Origin of the sequence: Shewanella xiamenensis (assembly GCF_014647135.1) — a bacterium.
Classification (GTDB): domain Bacteria; phylum Pseudomonadota; class Gammaproteobacteria; order Enterobacterales; family Shewanellaceae; genus Shewanella; species Shewanella xiamenensis.
In genome coordinates this window covers 195920-212727 of sequence record NZ_BMOP01000003.1, presented here as the reverse complement: position 1 = coordinate 212727, position 16808 = coordinate 195920, and the positions used below count along the sequence as shown (strand labels likewise).

At 48.4% G+C, this 16808-nt stretch carries 14 protein-coding genes and 1 riboswitch; of the genes, 7 read left to right on the top strand and 7 right to left on the bottom strand.

The features are described from left to right. Positions 1-24: 24 nt before the first annotated feature. A complete protein-coding gene (locus IEY09_RS04120) occupies positions 25-939 on the bottom strand; it encodes an alpha/beta hydrolase (protein WP_188869953.1) in 915 nt (304 codons plus the stop codon). A gap of 327 nt (positions 940-1266) precedes the next feature. Here IEY09_RS04120 and IEY09_RS04115 point away from each other — a divergent pair, with 327 nt between their 5' ends. Continuing rightward, positions 1267-2628 (top strand): MATE family efflux transporter, encoded by a 1362-nt coding sequence (locus IEY09_RS04115; RefSeq protein WP_188869951.1) that lies wholly within the window; start codon positions 1267-1269, stop codon positions 2626-2628. 27 nt (positions 2629-2655) lie between these two features. Here IEY09_RS04115 and IEY09_RS04110 read toward each other — a convergent pair whose 3' ends face one another. Together IEY09_RS04110 and IEY09_RS04105 are read right to left on the bottom strand one after the other, a co-directional pair. Continuing rightward, positions 2656-3261, bottom strand: coding sequence for a DUF4274 domain-containing protein (locus tag IEY09_RS04110; protein ID WP_047539824.1), 606 nt, complete (start codon positions 3259-3261; stop codon positions 2656-2658). A gap of 79 nt (positions 3262-3340) precedes the next feature. Continuing rightward, positions 3341-3766, bottom strand: a complete 426-nt coding sequence (locus IEY09_RS04105; protein WP_188869949.1) for a CBS domain-containing protein — start codon at positions 3764-3766, stop codon at positions 3341-3343. 268 nt (positions 3767-4034) lie between these two features. Between IEY09_RS04105 and IEY09_RS04100 the strand changes: the two genes are divergently transcribed. Continuing rightward, positions 4035-5801, top strand: coding sequence for an alkaline phosphatase D family protein (locus tag IEY09_RS04100; RefSeq protein WP_188869947.1), 1767 nt, complete (start codon positions 4035-4037; stop codon positions 5799-5801). Positions 5802-6135: 334 nt separating this feature from the next. Continuing rightward, positions 6136-6702: a phosphoribosyltransferase gene (locus tag IEY09_RS04095; protein WP_011624046.1), complete on the top strand. Its 567-nt coding sequence runs from the start codon at positions 6136-6138 to the stop codon at positions 6700-6702. Between the two features lie 86 nt (positions 6703-6788). On the opposite strand, the gene IEY09_RS04090 is transcribed toward IEY09_RS04095, so the two are convergent. Next, positions 6789-8057 (bottom strand): glycerophosphodiester phosphodiesterase family protein, encoded by a 1269-nt coding sequence (locus IEY09_RS04090; protein WP_188869945.1) that lies wholly within the window; start codon positions 8055-8057, stop codon positions 6789-6791. 352 nt (positions 8058-8409) lie between these two features. On the opposite strand from IEY09_RS04090, the gene IEY09_RS04085 reads away from it, so the two are divergent. Further along, positions 8410-8715 (top strand): DUF3622 domain-containing protein, encoded by a 306-nt coding sequence (locus IEY09_RS04085; protein WP_037414426.1) that lies wholly within the window; start codon positions 8410-8412, stop codon positions 8713-8715. Positions 8716-8858: 143 nt separating this feature from the next. Here IEY09_RS04085 and azu read toward each other — a convergent pair whose 3' ends face one another. From azu to rihA, 3 genes are all read right to left on the bottom strand, one after another. Further along, a complete protein-coding gene (azu, locus tag IEY09_RS04080; protein WP_055648145.1) occupies positions 8859-9335 on the bottom strand; it encodes an azurin in 477 nt (158 codons plus the stop codon). A gap of 170 nt (positions 9336-9505) precedes the next feature. Then, entirely contained in the window at positions 9506-10417 is a 912-nt protein-coding gene (gene rbsK / locus IEY09_RS04075; protein ID WP_055648146.1) for a ribokinase, read from the bottom strand. Positions 10418-10435: 18 nt separating this feature from the next. Beyond that, a complete protein-coding gene (gene rihA / locus IEY09_RS04070; RefSeq protein WP_188869943.1) occupies positions 10436-11392 on the bottom strand; it encodes a pyrimidine-specific ribonucleoside hydrolase RihA in 957 nt (318 codons plus the stop codon). Between the two features lie 204 nt (positions 11393-11596). On the opposite strand from rihA, the gene IEY09_RS04065 reads away from it, so the two are divergent. The 3 genes from IEY09_RS04065 (at position 11597) to IEY09_RS04055 (ending at position 16805) form a co-directional block, all read left to right on the top strand. Next, positions 11597-12928, top strand: a complete 1332-nt coding sequence (locus tag IEY09_RS04065; protein WP_188869941.1) for a DUF3592 domain-containing protein — start codon at positions 11597-11599, stop codon at positions 12926-12928. A gap of 3 nt (positions 12929-12931) precedes the next feature. Then, positions 12932-14374 carry an RCC1 domain-containing protein gene (locus IEY09_RS04060; protein WP_188869939.1) on the top strand — a complete coding sequence of 481 codons (1443 nt, stop codon included), beginning with the start codon at positions 12932-12934 and terminating at the stop codon, positions 14372-14374. Positions 14375-14508: 134 nt separating this feature from the next. Further along, positions 14509-14737, top strand: a riboswitch (cobalamin riboswitch). A 109-nt stretch (positions 14738-14846) separates the two neighbouring features. After that, positions 14847-16805 carry a TonB-dependent receptor gene (locus tag IEY09_RS04055; RefSeq protein ID WP_188869937.1) on the top strand — a complete coding sequence of 653 codons (1959 nt, stop codon included), beginning with the start codon at positions 14847-14849 and terminating at the stop codon, positions 16803-16805. Positions 16806-16808 lie beyond the last annotated feature (3 nt).

The following is a 16808-nucleotide window of genomic DNA, read 5'->3' as shown; positions in this document are numbered from 1 at the left end:
ATCTCGACATGCGGCTTACTGAGGTTAAGCGCGAATAATGTGGGTTATCTGCACCATGGCATCCCGCGCCGATTGGCTGACGCCAGCGAGTTGGAAGAAGCCGTGGATCACCCCTAAATAGCGGCGGCAATGGGCATTGACGCCCGCATCTAATAGATTACGGAACAGCTGTTCGCCCTCATCTAACAGGGGATCGAACTCGGCGGTAATAATATGAGTTTCGGGTAAACCGGCTAAATCTTGGCTGCGCAGCGGGCTGGCTTCGACATCGGTTCTGGGATGCCAGTCGAGGTACATATCAAAGCCCGTGAGCAGCGTGTCGCGGGTGATAATGTACTTGTCGCCATTGTCGATATAACTCTGGCTCTTGGCGGTCGCATCCAACATCGGATAGATAAGCACTTGTTTTTTAGGCAACCATTCCCCCTTGGCCTTTAACCGCAGGCAAGTGACTAAGGCTAAATGGCCACCGGCACTGTCGCCCATCAGGGTGATATTGGTGTCGTCGCCGCCCCATTGCTGGCAATGTTGCTGCACGAGATTGGCGGCATTGAAGGCATCGTCATGGGCTGCGGGGTACACATGCTCAGGGGCGAGACGATAGCTGACCGCCACCACTAATGCACCGGAATCATTGGCAATTTTACGCAGTTGCTGATTATGAGTAGCGATGCCGCCGCTAACAAAACAACCGCCGTGATAGTAAATAACCACGGGTAAATTGTTATCTGCCGAGGGCTTAAATAGGGTTAACTCTATGCCCTCAAGGGATAGGGTTTTGACCTCAAACACAGCCTCCGGCTCACCTGCCAATACTGTGCTGGCGATATAGCCTTGGCGGCGTTCCTCAAGGCTTTGCTCGCGGACCGAAGGGCAACCTGCGGCGATAAACTCGCTCACCAATTGTTTAATTCCGTCTTCTAAATAGAGTTGGCTCATGTGCAGTTTCTCTGAATATATTCGGCGAGCGCTTATCGCCCTTTGTGGTCGGCAAAGTGTATCGGCTCAATATTAAAAAGGGTAGTGTATATTGGGTGATAAGGTATTAATCCCTGCTATTTCAGTCGATTAAAGATTGTTAATTGAGACGTTGCTGATGTTTTTCGACTTCAATGATTTGAGCTCCACCCAATGAATACGGTTGCAGGGGCTGGTTTTAGGCTTGATGAAGGATTGAGCACAATCTAAAAATGTAAGAAAATTACCGTTCGCCAACCATGGCGTGTTATTGCTATTTCACTTGTCTTCCCGCGGTAAGGATTGGACGTGGCCACACCAGCTAAAACCCTGCAACAACGCATGGGCATTGTCGCCCTCACTTGGCCGATTTTTATCGAAACATTGCTGCAATCCTTACTCGGGATCAGCGATATTTTTATGCTGAGCCATTATTCCGACAATGCCGTTGCCGCAGTGGGGCTCACGACCCAATTGATGTTTTTTATGATGGTGATGTCCATGATGGTGAGCACGGGCGCCAGCATTCTGATCAGCCAAAATAATGGTGCGGGGCGAACCCAACAGGCGACCGATATTGGCGTGGCCAGCGTGGCCTTAAGTTTAGGTTTAGCCGTGATTATGGGTACCTCGATGTTTTTCGGTGCCCACGGCATTATCGGTTTATTTGAGTTAGAGCCTAAGGTTGCGGGCTATGGTTACGATTATCTGCTGATCTGCGGCAGTTTGAGTATCGGGCTGGTAATGAACATCGCCTTTGCCGCCATCTTACGCAGCTACGGTTTTACTCGATCCGCCATGTTAGTTACCTCTAGCACTGGGTTGATGAATGTGCTCGGTAACTATATTGCCCTCTATTCTCCCTTTGGTTTGCCCGTTTATGGGGTAACTGGTGTGGCGATTTCAACTGTCACCAGCCAGATGATTGGTGCCTTGATTATGCTGGCGGTGATCCGCAGTAAGCATATTCCGCTGCCAATGCAACGACTTAAATTATTGCCGCGCAGCACCTATTGGAGCGTGATGCGCATTGGCTTGCTTAATGCGGGCGAAATGCTGTCTTACAACGTGGCGCAGATGACCATCATCTATTTTATTAGTCAGATGGGCACGCTCTCGCTGACCGCCTATACCTATGGCTTGAATATCAGCCGCTTTATTTACTGTTTTGCGGTGGCGCTCGGGCAGGCGGCGCAAATTCAAACCGGTTACTACGTCGGTAAACAATGGTTCGATGAGATTACTGTACGGGTGCAGAAGTATTGCCTTGTGGGCTTTATTGCCTCCCTCGCCATAGTGTTAGCCTTTTATTGGCAGCGCTTTACCATTGTGGGCTGGCTGAGTGAAAACCCTGAAGTGATTCAACTTACTGCACTTCTGCTATTGGGCTCTATCGCCCTGGAAACCGGCCGAGTCTTTAATCTGGTGATTATTTCGGCATTAAAAGGCGCGGGGGATGTGGCGTTTCCGGTGCGGGTTGGCCTGTTTAGCATGTGGGGAATTGGCGTGTTATTGGCTTGGTTCTTTGGACTGCATTTAGGTTATGGCGTGCTGGCCGCTTGGCTTGCCGTTGCGGCCGATGAATGGGTGCGAGGCTTGATTATGGTGCACCGTTGGCGCTCGGGTCGCTGGCAGCGTTTTACGCGTATTCCGCCAGCAACCTCAGCTTAAATCGTTCTGATAATAAAAGGTCAACCCTTATTGGTTGCCCCATTTGCCCGATTTCAGCAGTTCATTTTTAAATTGCAGATACCTTGGGTGCCCTGCATCGGTTTCGATTTCCATTGTGCTGTAAGGGGCAAAAATAGCCCCTGGAATTTGGTATCCTTGCGCCAACACATCTTCTAATGAGGGCATAAAACATTCTTTAATCGGGTCAAAATGGATTTTATAACTGGCATAGCCGCGCTTAACAAAACGCTCGGTGATATCTGTAAATAGCTGTCCAAATTGGGTATAGAGTGTCTCCGGCGTGGAGTAATAAAAGCCTTGTCCGTACCAGTAGAGCAATAAGGCGGTACCCGCATCACAGAGTGGATGTTCGATAATAGCCCTGACCATATCGGGATCATGGTCATCCCAATTCAGGTTGCCCGCGACAAAATGCAATTCCTCCATACTTTGTAAGTCACTGATACAGGTGATTTGTGTCGCCGCTTTGCCAAAGTAGGCGCTGTATTCATGTAAAGCGTCATAATCGGGATCGGCGAGCAATTGGGCGAGGCGGTCATGGTTGGCAATACAGCCTAATTCGGCGCATTCATAGGCGCGGATAAATTGTTCTTGGGTTAATAACTTGGCCACGGGCGTCCTTGGGAGTGTTGAAATAAGCACACTCGCCAGCTCTGAGAGAGCTGGCGAGATATTGGGCGAGTATTAGAGGTTAAGCTTGCTGTTGCAGCAGGGTACGACAGAGCTTGATAAAGTCTGATGAGGTGACTATTCCCAATACTTTCTTATTGTTATCCACTACGGGTAAACAGCCGAGTTTATTGCCGATAAAGTATTCGACTACCACGGTTAAAGGTTCATCAGGGGTGAGAGATTGGCAATCTTTATCCATCACAGTGGCGATGGGGGTGTAACGTTCCTTGCGATCCAATGCGCCTTGGCCGTATTTATTCAACATAGACAATACGCTGGCGATCATCTTTTTGTGGGTAAGAATACCGACTAAGGTACCGTCGGTTTCAGAAATAACAGGTAAATGGCGCACGCTGCGGGTTTGCATTAAATGGTGGGCATCTTTAAGGCTCGCACCATCGCTGATGCAGATGACCTCTGTGCTCATAATATCGCTGACTTTCATCCTAAATTCCTTTTTTAACAATGCTCTGGTTTGACTCAGCATGAGCCAAAATCTGAGCGATTTGCCTCTTATTCGATGTTAGCAGCTTCATTGCGCCTTATGCCAGTATTGTACAAATAAAGTACGATATTCAGTATAAGGCTATGAATTAAAAGAAATCATAAAAGGCTGACAAAGATGTCACAAATGTGTAACAGTGATGTCTCACAATCGGGGCCTCATTAGACCTCATACCAGTGAACCCTCATCTTAGAAAGGAATAATAATAATGAAACGAACCGTGACTCGTCGTGATTTTTTAGCCATGTCAGCCAAAGGTATTGGTGCCGCAGTGATTTCCTACGGCCTAATGGGGTGTAGTGACAGTAATGATGATAACTCTGTGCCCGCACAGTTTTTACATGGGGTTGCCAGTGGTGACCCCGCGCAGGATGCGGTGATCCTTTGGACCCGCGTGACGCCGGATTCTGCGGGGGATGTTAAAGTCAGCTGGCAAGTCGCCAGTGATGCAGCGTTCTCCCAATTAGTGACCACGGGGGAGATGGTCACTAATGCTAATCGTGATTACACCGTTAAAGTTGATGCCCGTGGTTTACGTGCAGGGCAAAACTATTTCTACCGCTTTATGACGGCTGATAAAATCTCTGTCGTGGGCAAAACCCGTACTTTACCGGAGGGAGAGGTGAGTTCAGTCAAGTTAGCCGTGATGTCCTGCGCTAACTTTCCTGCGGGTTATTTTAACGTGTATGAATTGGCTGCGGCGCAGGATGATCTCGATGCCGTGGTGCATCTTGGGGATTATATTTACGAATATGCCCGTGGTGGTTATGCCAGCGAACATGCGGCAGAGCTTGGCCGTGAAGTGTTACCCGCCAATGAGCTACTAACACTTAGCGATTATCGTACCCGTTACGCCCAATACCATACCGATGCCAGTCTGCAAAAACTGCATGCTAAAGTGCCTTTTATTACGGTATGGGACGACCACGAAGTAGCAAACGATACTTGGCGTGATGGCGCTGAGAATCATAACGAAGGTGAAGGGACTTTTGCGGCACGCAAAGAAGCGGCGTTGCAAGCTTACTTCGAGTGGCTGCCGATTCGTCCATGGCGTGAGGGCAACCATGAGGAGATTTACCGTAGCTTTAGTTACGGTAATCTAGTCGACTTACATATGCTCGATACGCGTGTGTTAGCCCGTGATAAGCAGCTCGACTATGCCGACTATATGGATGCCAGCACGGGCGCCTTCGATGGCGAGCGTTTCCGCGCCGATGTGACATCGACCTCTCGCACCATGTTGGGTTTAACCCAATTACTCTGGTTACAGGGCACCTTATTGCAAGCCACGGGTACTTGGCAGGTGTTGGGTCAGCAGATCCTCATGGGCAAAATGTCTCTACCTGCCGCGATTGCCACCCAGCAAATGAGCATTCCACAATACGCCATGCTTGGTGCGCTGGCTAAGTTAGCGGCCCGCGCAGCGGCAAATGATCCAACCTTAACGGCGGCGGAATTACAGTATTTACAGGCCAACCAAGCCCTGTTAACGCCAGAGGTGATCGCCCTACTACAACTGCCATCTATTCCTTATAATTTGGATGCATGGGATGGTTATGCCTATGAAAGAGAAGTGATTTTAGGCACGGCTAAATCGAAAAATCACAACCTAGTGGTGATCGCGGGTGACACCCATAACGCCTGGGCGAATGAGCTTAAAGACGTCAACGGTAATAGTGTTGGGGTGGAGTTTGCCACAAGCTCGGTATCATCACCTGGTTTGGAATATTACTTAAATCTGCCTGTGGAGCAGATCCCCGCGACCGAGGCGGCAATTGTCGAATTGGTACCGGATCTTAAATACACCAACCTCAAAGATCGCGGTTTTATGACCTTAACCTTCACTAAGGAAGCGGTGCGTAGCGACTGGCATTATGTCAGCACGATTCTGGCGAAGGAGTTTGAAGAGTCGACCAGCCGTAGCTACAGCGCCATGACTAAGGTCGGTGAACATATTATCAACCCAGTGAGCTAACTTAAGCGCCAAACTTAAGCTCCATCCTTTGCGCTGAGCTTGTGCTCGTTCCTTGTTGGCCACCTTGGGGTGGCCTTTTTTTTACGCGTTTTTGTTAGTTCCGTCCTAAAAATGCAAAATAAACCGCAGTTAATCTACAACTTATTACTATTACTGCAGCACGGTGGTTTTTTTTGGTATAAAATTCGCTCCCAAAATTCGGCGGCTGCCTACACTTGCTAGGACTCTTATAAAGAGAATGCTGTTCTCGTGTTTTGGACGCCGAACAGACCTTACTAGGTAAAAAGCTACGCTTTGCCGCCTAAAATCAATAATTAAGATGGGGATCGGTGTCATGTCAGAAAAATATTTCGTTACCGCACAGCAACTGCTCGAAGATTCATTTCTATTAGCTTCACAGGTTTATGAGAGTGGATTCCGTCCGCAGTTTATCGTGGGTATTTGGCGTGGCGGTGCTCCAATCGGGATCGCGGTACAAGAGTTTTTCGACTTTAAGAAGGTTGAAACCGACCATATCGCTGTGCGTACCTCGTCTTATTACGGTATTGGTACCGACAAGCAAAGCAAAGAAATCAAAGTACATGGTCTGCATTACATTGTTGAAAATGCCAATGCTAGCGATAGCTTACTGATTGTGGACGATGTGTTTGACTCTGGCCGCAGTATCCATGCGCTGAAGGAAAAGTTAAGCCAACTGATGCGCTTAAATATGCCGCAGGATATTCGTATCGCTTGCCCTTATTACAAGCCAAAGAATACCGCTGTGCCTTTAAAGCCTGATTACTATATTCATGCCTCTGAAGACTGGTTAGTGTTCCCACATGAAGTGACGGGTTTAACGCCGGAAGAAATTGCCGAAGGTAAGGGCGATTTAAAAAATATTCAGCATCTTTTTAAGTAAAAAGAATCTGTTAATAAAAAGCGTTAGCAGTTTTTGCTAACGCTTTTTTGTTTCTCGGTATTTGAAATAGGGCCTATTGTTTTGGCCTATAAATCCATGCAGTTGGCATAGTAAGTCACAGTCGCTGGCCAGTCCGAAAACACGCCAATCACGCCCACATCTTTAGCTAACACATCGAGTAATTCGTAGGTATCGCCCTCATTATCAATGGCATCGGTAATACTTTGATAATAAAAGCCGCCACCATTTTTTAATAAACCAGAACGCTCCAGCGACCATGTGATGATCTTAAGTCCCGAGGCTTTAGCTGCCTTAGCGTATTCCGAGGGAATGATTTTTTTATCCGCATCTAAGGCGACTAAAACCCAGAGTGGCGGCGCGATAATTTCGACGCCTTGGGTCTTTAAATCCGCCATTGAGGGTGACCAAGTCGCTGGATTTTGCGGATCGAAGGCGTTGTTATAATCGTACCTGTCATCGAGAAATACTGCCTGTTTAGCAAATTCAGGCGCGTTGGCGACCCAATATTTAATGTCATCCAAAATAAAGGATTGAGGAAAGACCTGTGAGGCATCGACACCTGCTGCGGTATATTCATCGAGCATCTTCTGAGCGTACTGCTGCTGAGTAAAACCATCGAAGGGCATAGCTACGCTCGCGGCTTTTAGCTCGGGCGTCATTTTTACACCGGCCTTTTTAAACATCTCAATGCTTTCGGCGTGGGTCATTAGGGTGCCATTGCCAGCATATAAATCCGTGCGCCACTTAGGCGTACCATTCATAAACTCCTCGACAGTGGTGGCCTTGGGATTCTCGCCCTCCATCTTCCCCTTTAAGGTTTTAAACTCGGCAAGGGTGATATCACTGGTACAGCAGGTTGCTGTGGCGGCAATGCCATTGGCCGGATCGGCGGGCGTAAAAGGCACAGAGCATTTATTGGCAAGTTCGGGAATGGCCAAAATATTGGTCGTGCTGGCGAGATCGCACTGAGAGTGGCGGCAGACTAAGGCTTTATCGGCGGTAAAGGTCACATCACACTCGACGATACCCGCGCCGGAATCAATAGCCGCTTGGTAGGATTCTTTGGTGTGTTCAGGAAACTGCATCGCCGCGCCGCGATGACCAATGGAAAACTCACTGCGATAAAAATGATCAGTGGTGCATTGCTCTAAGCGGGTTTTAAGTGTGCTGTCTTGCATCTGGCGCACCAGAAACAGCGGCCGCTCACCCACTTGGGCCGCAACCATTTGAGTGGTGGGTGCTGTGGTCTCGTTATCTTTAGTATCACTGTTGCAGCCAGCAAGCAGAGCTGTTGTGGCAAATAGCATGTAGCGTGTTATTGGAGAGGTTTTCATCATCTTTCCTAGATTGAGTTTTTGTGAATGGATTCACCTCACACTCTAAAATGGCTAGATGACTAAATATGTTCAGTTTTATGATCAAAACAAGAAAAGTTACCGTTTGCCCGCCGCTTTTACGCTAGCTTGATACTGAGCTTAGGACTAAGATTAGGGCGAAAAATCATCTAGCATGTCGCGTTACTTTTGGGATTATTACGGCTATTTGAAAGTGCTAAGCATGAAAATTTTCTCGTAAGCGATCTTTCTGTGCCGAAATCAAGTAAACTGCGCTCCTTTTGTTTTATGATGGCGTTTGTATCGCTTGATAAGACAAACGTGGCAAGCATCATTTAGGAAATAGAGCAGAATGAGCAAGGGTAAAAAATACGATTTTCGCGTCACTCAAGCTGAAAATGGTTGGAAGACGGAAATCACTCGTCGTATGACGTCGACTAAGACGGTTGTGTCGAAAAGCCATGATGGTTTTGCGACTGAGGCCGAGGCACAAGCTTGGGGTCAAGCCGAGCTGCAAGTGTTTTTAGGCACACTGGTTGAGCGTAATAAGCGTCGCTCAGAGAAACAAGCTAAGGCTAAATTAGCGGCTGCATTAGCAGCGGAAGCGGCAACTGACGCCGATGATTTTGATGATGAAGACGAGTTCGGCGAAGAATAAATCGCAGAAGAAATCTCGGAACAAAAGTCTCGAAGGCAAGCTGGCTTGTGAGCCAATCTGCATTCAACAAAAAGCGGACCCAAGGTCCGCTTTTTGTTATGCCATCTTAAGGTATTCCCCTAAGTAGCTGTTAGGCAATGGGATTAGCCTTGAATTTTAAAGCTACCTTGCATAATCGCCCAGTGACCTGGGAAGCTGCAGAAGAATTGGTAAGCTTCAGTTGGGCTCATACCCGCAGTACTAAATTTTATCGAAGTAGATTCACCGCCACCCACTAACGCAGTGTGAGCAATAACACGGGTATCACCGGCTTTAACATAAGCTGCATCGGCACCAGCACTCATTCCATCGGTCGCAACGGCAGACATATCTGCGGCTTTAGTTAATACCCAGTTGTGGCCCATAGCGGCTTTGGGCAGGGTACCAGTGTGCGTTAGGGTCAGTGTGACTTCTTTACAGGTAGCAGGAACAGATAGCTCTTTAGTGTCAAATTGCATTGCGTCAGTCGCAGCAATCTTGAGTTCACATTCGTTAGCACTCGCTTGGCTGGCGACGAATAATCCTAGACCGAGTAGGCTTGCGCTAGTCATGTTACGGAAAGTGGTGCTTTTCGCTTTCATCTGGTACTTCCTTATTCTGAACAAGGTGGATCGAGCCGTTTGACTCGAGTATGCGCTGCTCAGCATAGGTTGAATTCATTAAATGGGAATGAATTCGGTATGTAAATTATGTATATACAACTTTTGATTGAAAGAGATTGAGTGCGACAATTTGCCGCACTCATCAGGCATTAACGCGGCACTTCGTTGCGGTAGGGAATGGCGCGTTGTGCGCCTTCACGGGTAACCGTAATCGCCGATGCCGCATTGGCAAAGCCGACGGCGGCGGCAATCGACATACCTTCACTTAAGCCGACAACCAGTGCACCGTTGAAGGTATCACCAGCGGCGACTGTATCTATGGCTTGTACTTCAAGTGCCGGAATTAGCCCGGTAAAGCCTGCGCTACTGATAAATGCACCTTTGCTGCCTAAGGTGATCACTACCGTCGCAATCCCCTGTTGATGTAGCCATTGGGCGGCGAGTTTGGCATCTTCCTCATGCTTGACCTCTATACCCGTTAAGGCTTCGGCCTCGGTTTCATTGGGAGTAATAATGTCGACCCATTTGAGGTAGTCCAGCTCCTGAGTGGCCGCTGGCGCAGGATTAAGCACAGTGGTGATACCAAGACGTTTGGCCATTTGCAGTGCATTACTCACCGTCTCAGTGGGTGTTTCGAGTTGGATCAGTAGGTATTGTGCATTGGCAAACAGGGCGTAATGTTTTTCTAACTCGGCAGGGCTGAGGTGGGCATTAGCCCCAGCGGCAATCCCAATAGTGTTTTCGCCATTTTCAGCGATAAAAATCATCGCTGTACCTGTACTCATATTGGCAACTTGAGTGATGCCATCAGCTTGTATACCGTCCTTGAGCCAACTATTGCGCATTTCATTACCGATACCGTCTTGGCCTACATGGCAAATAAAATCCACGCGAGAATCGGGTAGACACAGGCGAGCGCAAGCGACGGCCTGATTTGCGCCCTTGCCACCATGTTCTAGCCGATAACTTCGGCTTTTTAGGGTTTGTCCGGGAGCGGGCAAATACTCAAAATTCATGACATGATCGGCGTTGGCACTGCCGATAACGAGAATATGGCTCATGGAAGGTTCACCTTAGTGTCATCTGCGGTTGAGATACGTTGGAGTGTAGGCCGCTAAGCTGTCAACTAACAAGTCAACAAAGCCTTGTCTGTCGAGTCCAAACAGTACAGTGGCATTCGCAGGTTTAGCCGTAAGCTGATAGCGGTCGACTACCGTCATCCCCAGCGTTAATTCGCTCTGGGTTTCAATCTCTACTCGACAGTCTTGGGCATCAAACAGTTCAGGTTTGAGTAGCCAAGCAATAGTGCAGGGATCGTGCAGCGGCGCACCCACAAATCCCCATTTGGGATCCCTATGATAAATCATAAAGAAATCCAGTAACTCGGCGACACATTTAGCCACAGGGTTGGGAATAGCACGAATACGTTCGATATCTTCATCCATGATCTGCGCCTGATGTGTTACATCGAGGCCGCACATGGTAATGGGAATGCCGGATTTAAACACGATATCGGCGGCTTCTGGGTCGACAAAAATATTAAACTCGGCGGCAGGCGTCCAATTGCCGACACCCGCTGCACCGCCCATCAATACAATGCGTTCGATCTTGGCGTGTAATTCGGTGTGGCTTGCAAGTAATAGCGCGATATTGGTAAGTGGCCCTGTGGGAACCAATGTCACGGGCTTATCACTTTGACGCAGCTGTTGCGCCATCAACTCAACGGCATTGATGCTTTGTGGCGTAAAGCTGGGTTCTGGTAATACTGGGCCATCGAGTCCGGTTTCGCCGTGGACATTATCTGCAATGATTAACTCACGGCTTAAGGGTTTAACCGCTCCGCCCGCGACCGGAATATCACTGCGATTTAATAAGGTTAAGATCCGCAGGGCGTTATTAAGTGTTTTATCGGGGGTTTGGTTACCCGCGCTGGTGGTGACGGCGAGTGGAACGAGCTCTGGATGGGCGAGGGCTAAAATGAGCGCAATGGCGTCATCATGGCCAGGATCGCAATCCAGAATAATAGGACGAGTCATACTGTTACTCCTTTAAACAGCTCAATGGAGGCTTAGAATAGCACGCTAAAACTTGAAGACAGTGAGTCTCATAGTGTCTTTACAATAAACTGTGAGCATTTTCTGATTTCTCTTCACAAGCTGCTACAATAGCGCCCGCTTTAGGCACAATAAAGATAGATATTCAATGCCTTAAATATCATGGAATGATAAGGACGTTCTGGCGTGTTGGTGAATCCTAGTCAATTAACCTCGAGTACCTCCACTCGTTTTTTGGGGTGGTTAGAAATACTCTTAATCTGTATCCCTCTGCTGCTTTTTAGTTTTGCCGCCTTATTTCTGTGGGAAGGCGTGCAAAAGTGGTCGTTGGTCAATCAACTTGAAGAACGTGGTGCTGTCGCCATTGGCCGAGTGATTGACACTGAGTATCGGAGTGAACGAGGTTCGAACGGCATGTCTCGCCAAAGATTGGTGTGTTTGGTGGAGTATCACACCGCCGAGGGCGAGGAAATTCGTCAGTGGGAGCTTGATGGTGTGGATTGCCGTGCAACTTATCAATTAGTCTCGCCGCAGGGGGATACGCCGGGGGCATTCGTGCCGAACTATGCGCAAAGTGCTGTGAGCTACTTGCCTGATGCACCAACACGGGCGAGCGCCAATCTTGAATTAACCCGCGATCGCGCCAAACTGGACGTTGGCTTTGGCGTCGCAGGCTTATTATTTGGCTTGTTTGTCGGTTATTTCTGCTTGAACTTATTCAGAATTCGTTGGGCTGAGTGTCGTTATGTGCCTATGGTCAAGCGTTTAGGACCGCAGCAGGATTACGCTGGGATTATCAATCTGCTTGAAACCTACAGGTGCCACCCCGCCGCAAATATTCTGGTATGGGAAGCAGCCGATCATATCGGCCATTGCCGTGAGTTATACCCGCGTTTTGTTGCCTTATTTGCCCAAATGCAATCTGTGCCAAGCAAAAAACAGTTAGAACCGATAGATGAAACCATTGTGATGATTAGCTTTTATCGCTTGAGTTCCTTAGGGTTTCACGACTTGGCGCTCGCGATGCTAGCCCGTAGCAATCAAGCTTTATCGGCAAGAACCTTGGCAATCTTTGTACTGATAACTCGCACTTATCAGCTCCCTTTGGCACTGACATTATCGGCAGAAAAGCTCAAGGCATTGGAGGCACTTTGTTATGCCAAAGAGCTCAGTTTTGGCTTGGAGGATGAAAAACAATGCTGTGTCGACCTTGCTACCCGCATCGAATATTTACTTTGGTTAGTTAGATGGGTACTCGATAATACCCATAGTGCGGTGGAACAAACGGTTAGCCCTGTGCAAGCGCGGATCTTAGCGGCGTTTGGCCAGACAATGGCGCTGCAAACACTCAGCCTCGATAGCGCACAGGTGATTGATAAACATACACAAGCACTATTATCTCGGTTAGATACGAGTCATGGTTTTCAGCGCGCATTGAGGCCGATAATCGAGTCATTATCGGATAACGTAGCGCAACATATTCAACAACTCACGTTTTCAGCAACGACAAGGAAATAAGTTATGCAGTCTTATTCAATTCCTCGCCCTTTGGCATTGGTAGCAGCCTTAATCGCCCTACAATTAACGGCTTGTAGTCAGCCGAAACCCGTAACCGTATTCGAAAATGATAAAGAAGCCTTATTGCAGTTTGATAACGGCAAACTGCTCCAATTTAAGGAAAATCCGAGTCCACAGTACCGCCATATTCCCTGTGATTTACCCGCTGTCGAGACTGTGGTCACCAATAGTTCGGCCTTTGCGGCGTTAACACAATCCGGTGAGGTGATCACTTGGGGTGATAGCTATGCTGGTGGCGATAGCCGCGAGGTGACTGAGCAGCTTAAGCAAGTTAAGCAAATCGTCTCGATTAAAGATGGGTTTGCCGCGTTACGTCAAGATGGCACTGTGGTGTTCTGGGGCAATGTGGGTAAATATCGCCTCGACAAAGCCCTACAAAACCGCATGACTAATATTACTAAATTATTCGCCAACCAAGAGGCCATTGCCGCGCTAGATGCCACAGGCAAGGTATACACTTGGGGTTATGGCCCTTACGGTGGCAATAGCTTGCATGTGCAGGATCAATTAGTTGATGTCATTGATATCTTTGCTAAGGGACGCAGTTTTGTCGCCCTCAAAAAACAGGGTAGTGCAGTGATTTGGGGCCAGGTTGAAGAGTCGACCAATATGAAAAAGTTGCTCCCTCAGCTTACGGATGTGGCGAAGATCGAATATTTTCAACACACCTATGCCGCCTTGAAAAAGGACGGCTCAGTAGTGAGTTGGGGCTGGCGCAGTGATACTTATCCTATCCGCAGTGCCTTAAAAGACGTGGCGAGTATGACGGCAAACAATTGCGCATTTGCGGTGTTAAGTCCTACGGGGGATGCGCATTTTTGGGGCGATGGCATTAACTGTGGCGTCGATTGGATTAAAAAAACCGACATTACAGGCGTGAAGGAGATTATCAGCGTCGGCTCAGGTTTTTTATTACTGCGGGATAAGGCGGTGCCGCAAATTGTGGCCGACGACACTGACTACGCGTATATGTTTGGGTTTCACTATGCCCAAGAGATTCTTGATAAATATTGGCAGGAAGGCAGTGTTATTACGCAAGGACCATCTTCCTTTGTGTTTACTCGTCCCGATGGCAAAGTGGTGCCCGTTGGATATCGCGCTAACCGTGATAATGTGGAAAAGTTAATGGCACGTATTCCGCGCCTCACGTGGTTAGATGGCGCAAATGACGGTTATGTTGGCATTAGCGACAAGGGGGAGCTGGTCTCTTGGTCGATGAATTTGCCCATGTTCGACAAGTCGCCTGTGCAACCTGCTGACTCGTTAGTGATTAAGCCGCTGGATTTAAGCCCGGTTGCCCAATGCGAAACCCCTGAGCAACGTCAGGCGATTTTGAGCAAAGACAGACCCCAACCTGCGGCAAAAAACTGGGATGGCGTTTTCTAACTCATCTGAGCTTTCTCGCCAATCTGAGATTAATGGACTTTCATCCGTATAGACGTCTATAATGCGCGCGCTTAGGTCTTTAATATTCTGAGCCTTGTTGGGCGTTAACAGGTTTGACGCCCTTTGAACCTAATTTTTAGTCAACCTTCTGTGGTGCTTGCGATGATGAAGTCGCGAGATAATCGGGAAGCCAGTGAAATTCTGGCACTGCCCCCGCAACGGTAAAAGGTGAGAGACGACCGCATTTGATAGGCGTTCACGATGAACACTGAAATCGAGTGTGTAAAGGTCAGTTTCGCGTTCATTTCAAGTTGAGATGGATATAGCCTAAGTCCGGAGACCGGCCCTAAAGGTGTTTTTGAGATTTCGGTGGGCAGATCTCAAAATGCGATAGTGACTATCAGTGTTTTCTACTGAATCAACGGTATCGTGGCGCTAATGCCCCGTTTTCCTTGTAGGAGTTAAAGGTAAAATGGGAACACATCCAACCAAAATTGCGCTGCTGATTGGCAGCCTTTGCAGTGTATCAATGATCGCGCCCGCTGTGGCTGCTGATGAAACTCATGCCGCCAACGTCGATGAGCATATCGTGGTGATTGGTCGTGCTGATAAGACCCCGTTAAATATTGCCGCTAATGTGAATGTGATTGATGCTGCGGCGATTGAAATGAGTGGCGCGACTAATTTGACTGACGTCTTACGTGGTCAGAGCGGTATTCAAATTTCGGATAACAATATTGGTACTAGCTTTGCGATGCGCGGTTTTAGCGCCAGCGCTGCGGTAAACAACACCTTGATTTTGCTTGATGGTCGCCGTCTGAATAACATTGATATTGCGGCGCCTAGCCTGAATGCAATTCCCTTAAATCAGGTTGAACGCATCGAGATTTTATCCGGCAGTGCGGGCGTGCTCTATGGCGATCAAGCCGTGGGTGGCGTGATCAATATAGTGACTAAATCGCCTGAGAATACGGGCGGCAGCGTGCAATTATCCGGCGGTAGCTTTAATACCTATGAAGGTCGCGGCGATGTGTCTGGCGCGATCAACAAGGATTGGCGCTATTTCTTGACCGGAAGCTACAACCAAGGTGACAACTATCGTCAGCATAATGCCAATGAAACGGGCTCTATCCTTGGCCGCATTCAATATAAAACGGCGACTGATTCTTTCTTTGTCGAAACCAGCTATTACGATGATGACCGCGAAAATCCGGGCTCGTTGACCGTAAATCAGTTCAAAGAAGACCCACGCCAGTCTTCCAATAAAAGCGAATATGTCCATGAGATGACCACTGCGGCGCGTACGGGCTATCAGCATCAGCTTAACCAAAACTGGGCATTAGCGGCGGATCTGGATTACAGCGATACCTTAGTCAGCTCACTCAATTGGGGCCAGAGCCATAATACTCGCTCACTGCTGATGTTTAGCCCTAAGGCGCTCGCCAACTACAGTACCCGTCAAGGTGAGCTAAACCTAGTGACTGGTTTGGATATCAGCCGCGGTAAGGCCGAGTTTGACTCTATGGCGCGTAGCAACGTGCAGGAAATGCAAAGTGCTTACCTGCAAGCCACTGTGCCATTAAGCCACACCTTAAGCTATGTGGTGGGCGGCCGTTATGCGCGGGTGACTGACGATCTGGTCGATGGCAATGTCTATCCAAACGGTATCGATTTAGATGAAGATGCTACCGCATTCGAGTTCGGTTTAAATTACCGCCCGAGCGCCGAGCACAGATTCTATCTACGTGGCGATGAAAACTTCCGTTTCGCTAAGGTGGATGAGCAAGCCTACACCCCGAAAGATGTGTATGGCTTAAAGCCACAGACCGGCCGCTCCTATGAAGCGGGTTGGGATTGGACGGCCGCCAGCCAAAGCCTGCGCGTGAGTTTGTATCGCCTCGATTTAGAAGATGAAATTGTCTTCGACCCGAGTGCTGAAAAACCCGTTGGTGGCAGTTTCCAAGGCGCTAACGTCAATGCCGATGCTTCACGCCGTTATGGCGCGAGTGCCGATTGGGATTGGCAGGTGACTAAAGCGTTGCAACTAGGTCTTGAGTACAACTATATCGATGCCGAATTTACTGATGGGGTAAATGATGGCAAAAAATTGTCTTGGGTGGCCGAGCATTCGGGACGCGGTTATGTCAGCATGGATTTTGCCGAACATTTTCAAGTCTTTGCCGAGGCCATTTATACGGGCGATCGCTTTATCGAAGGCGATAATGCTAACCAAGGCGATAAATTGGCTAGTTATGTCTTAGGTAACTTGGCACTTAACTATACCCGTGACGCTTGGTTAGCGAGCCTGCGTATCGATAACCTGTTCGATAAAGACTATGTCAGTGCTGGTTATTATGCTGGTGGAACCTATGACGGCTATTACTCAGGCCGAGGCCGTGATATTCGCTTTACTGTCGGCTACCGTTTCTAAGCT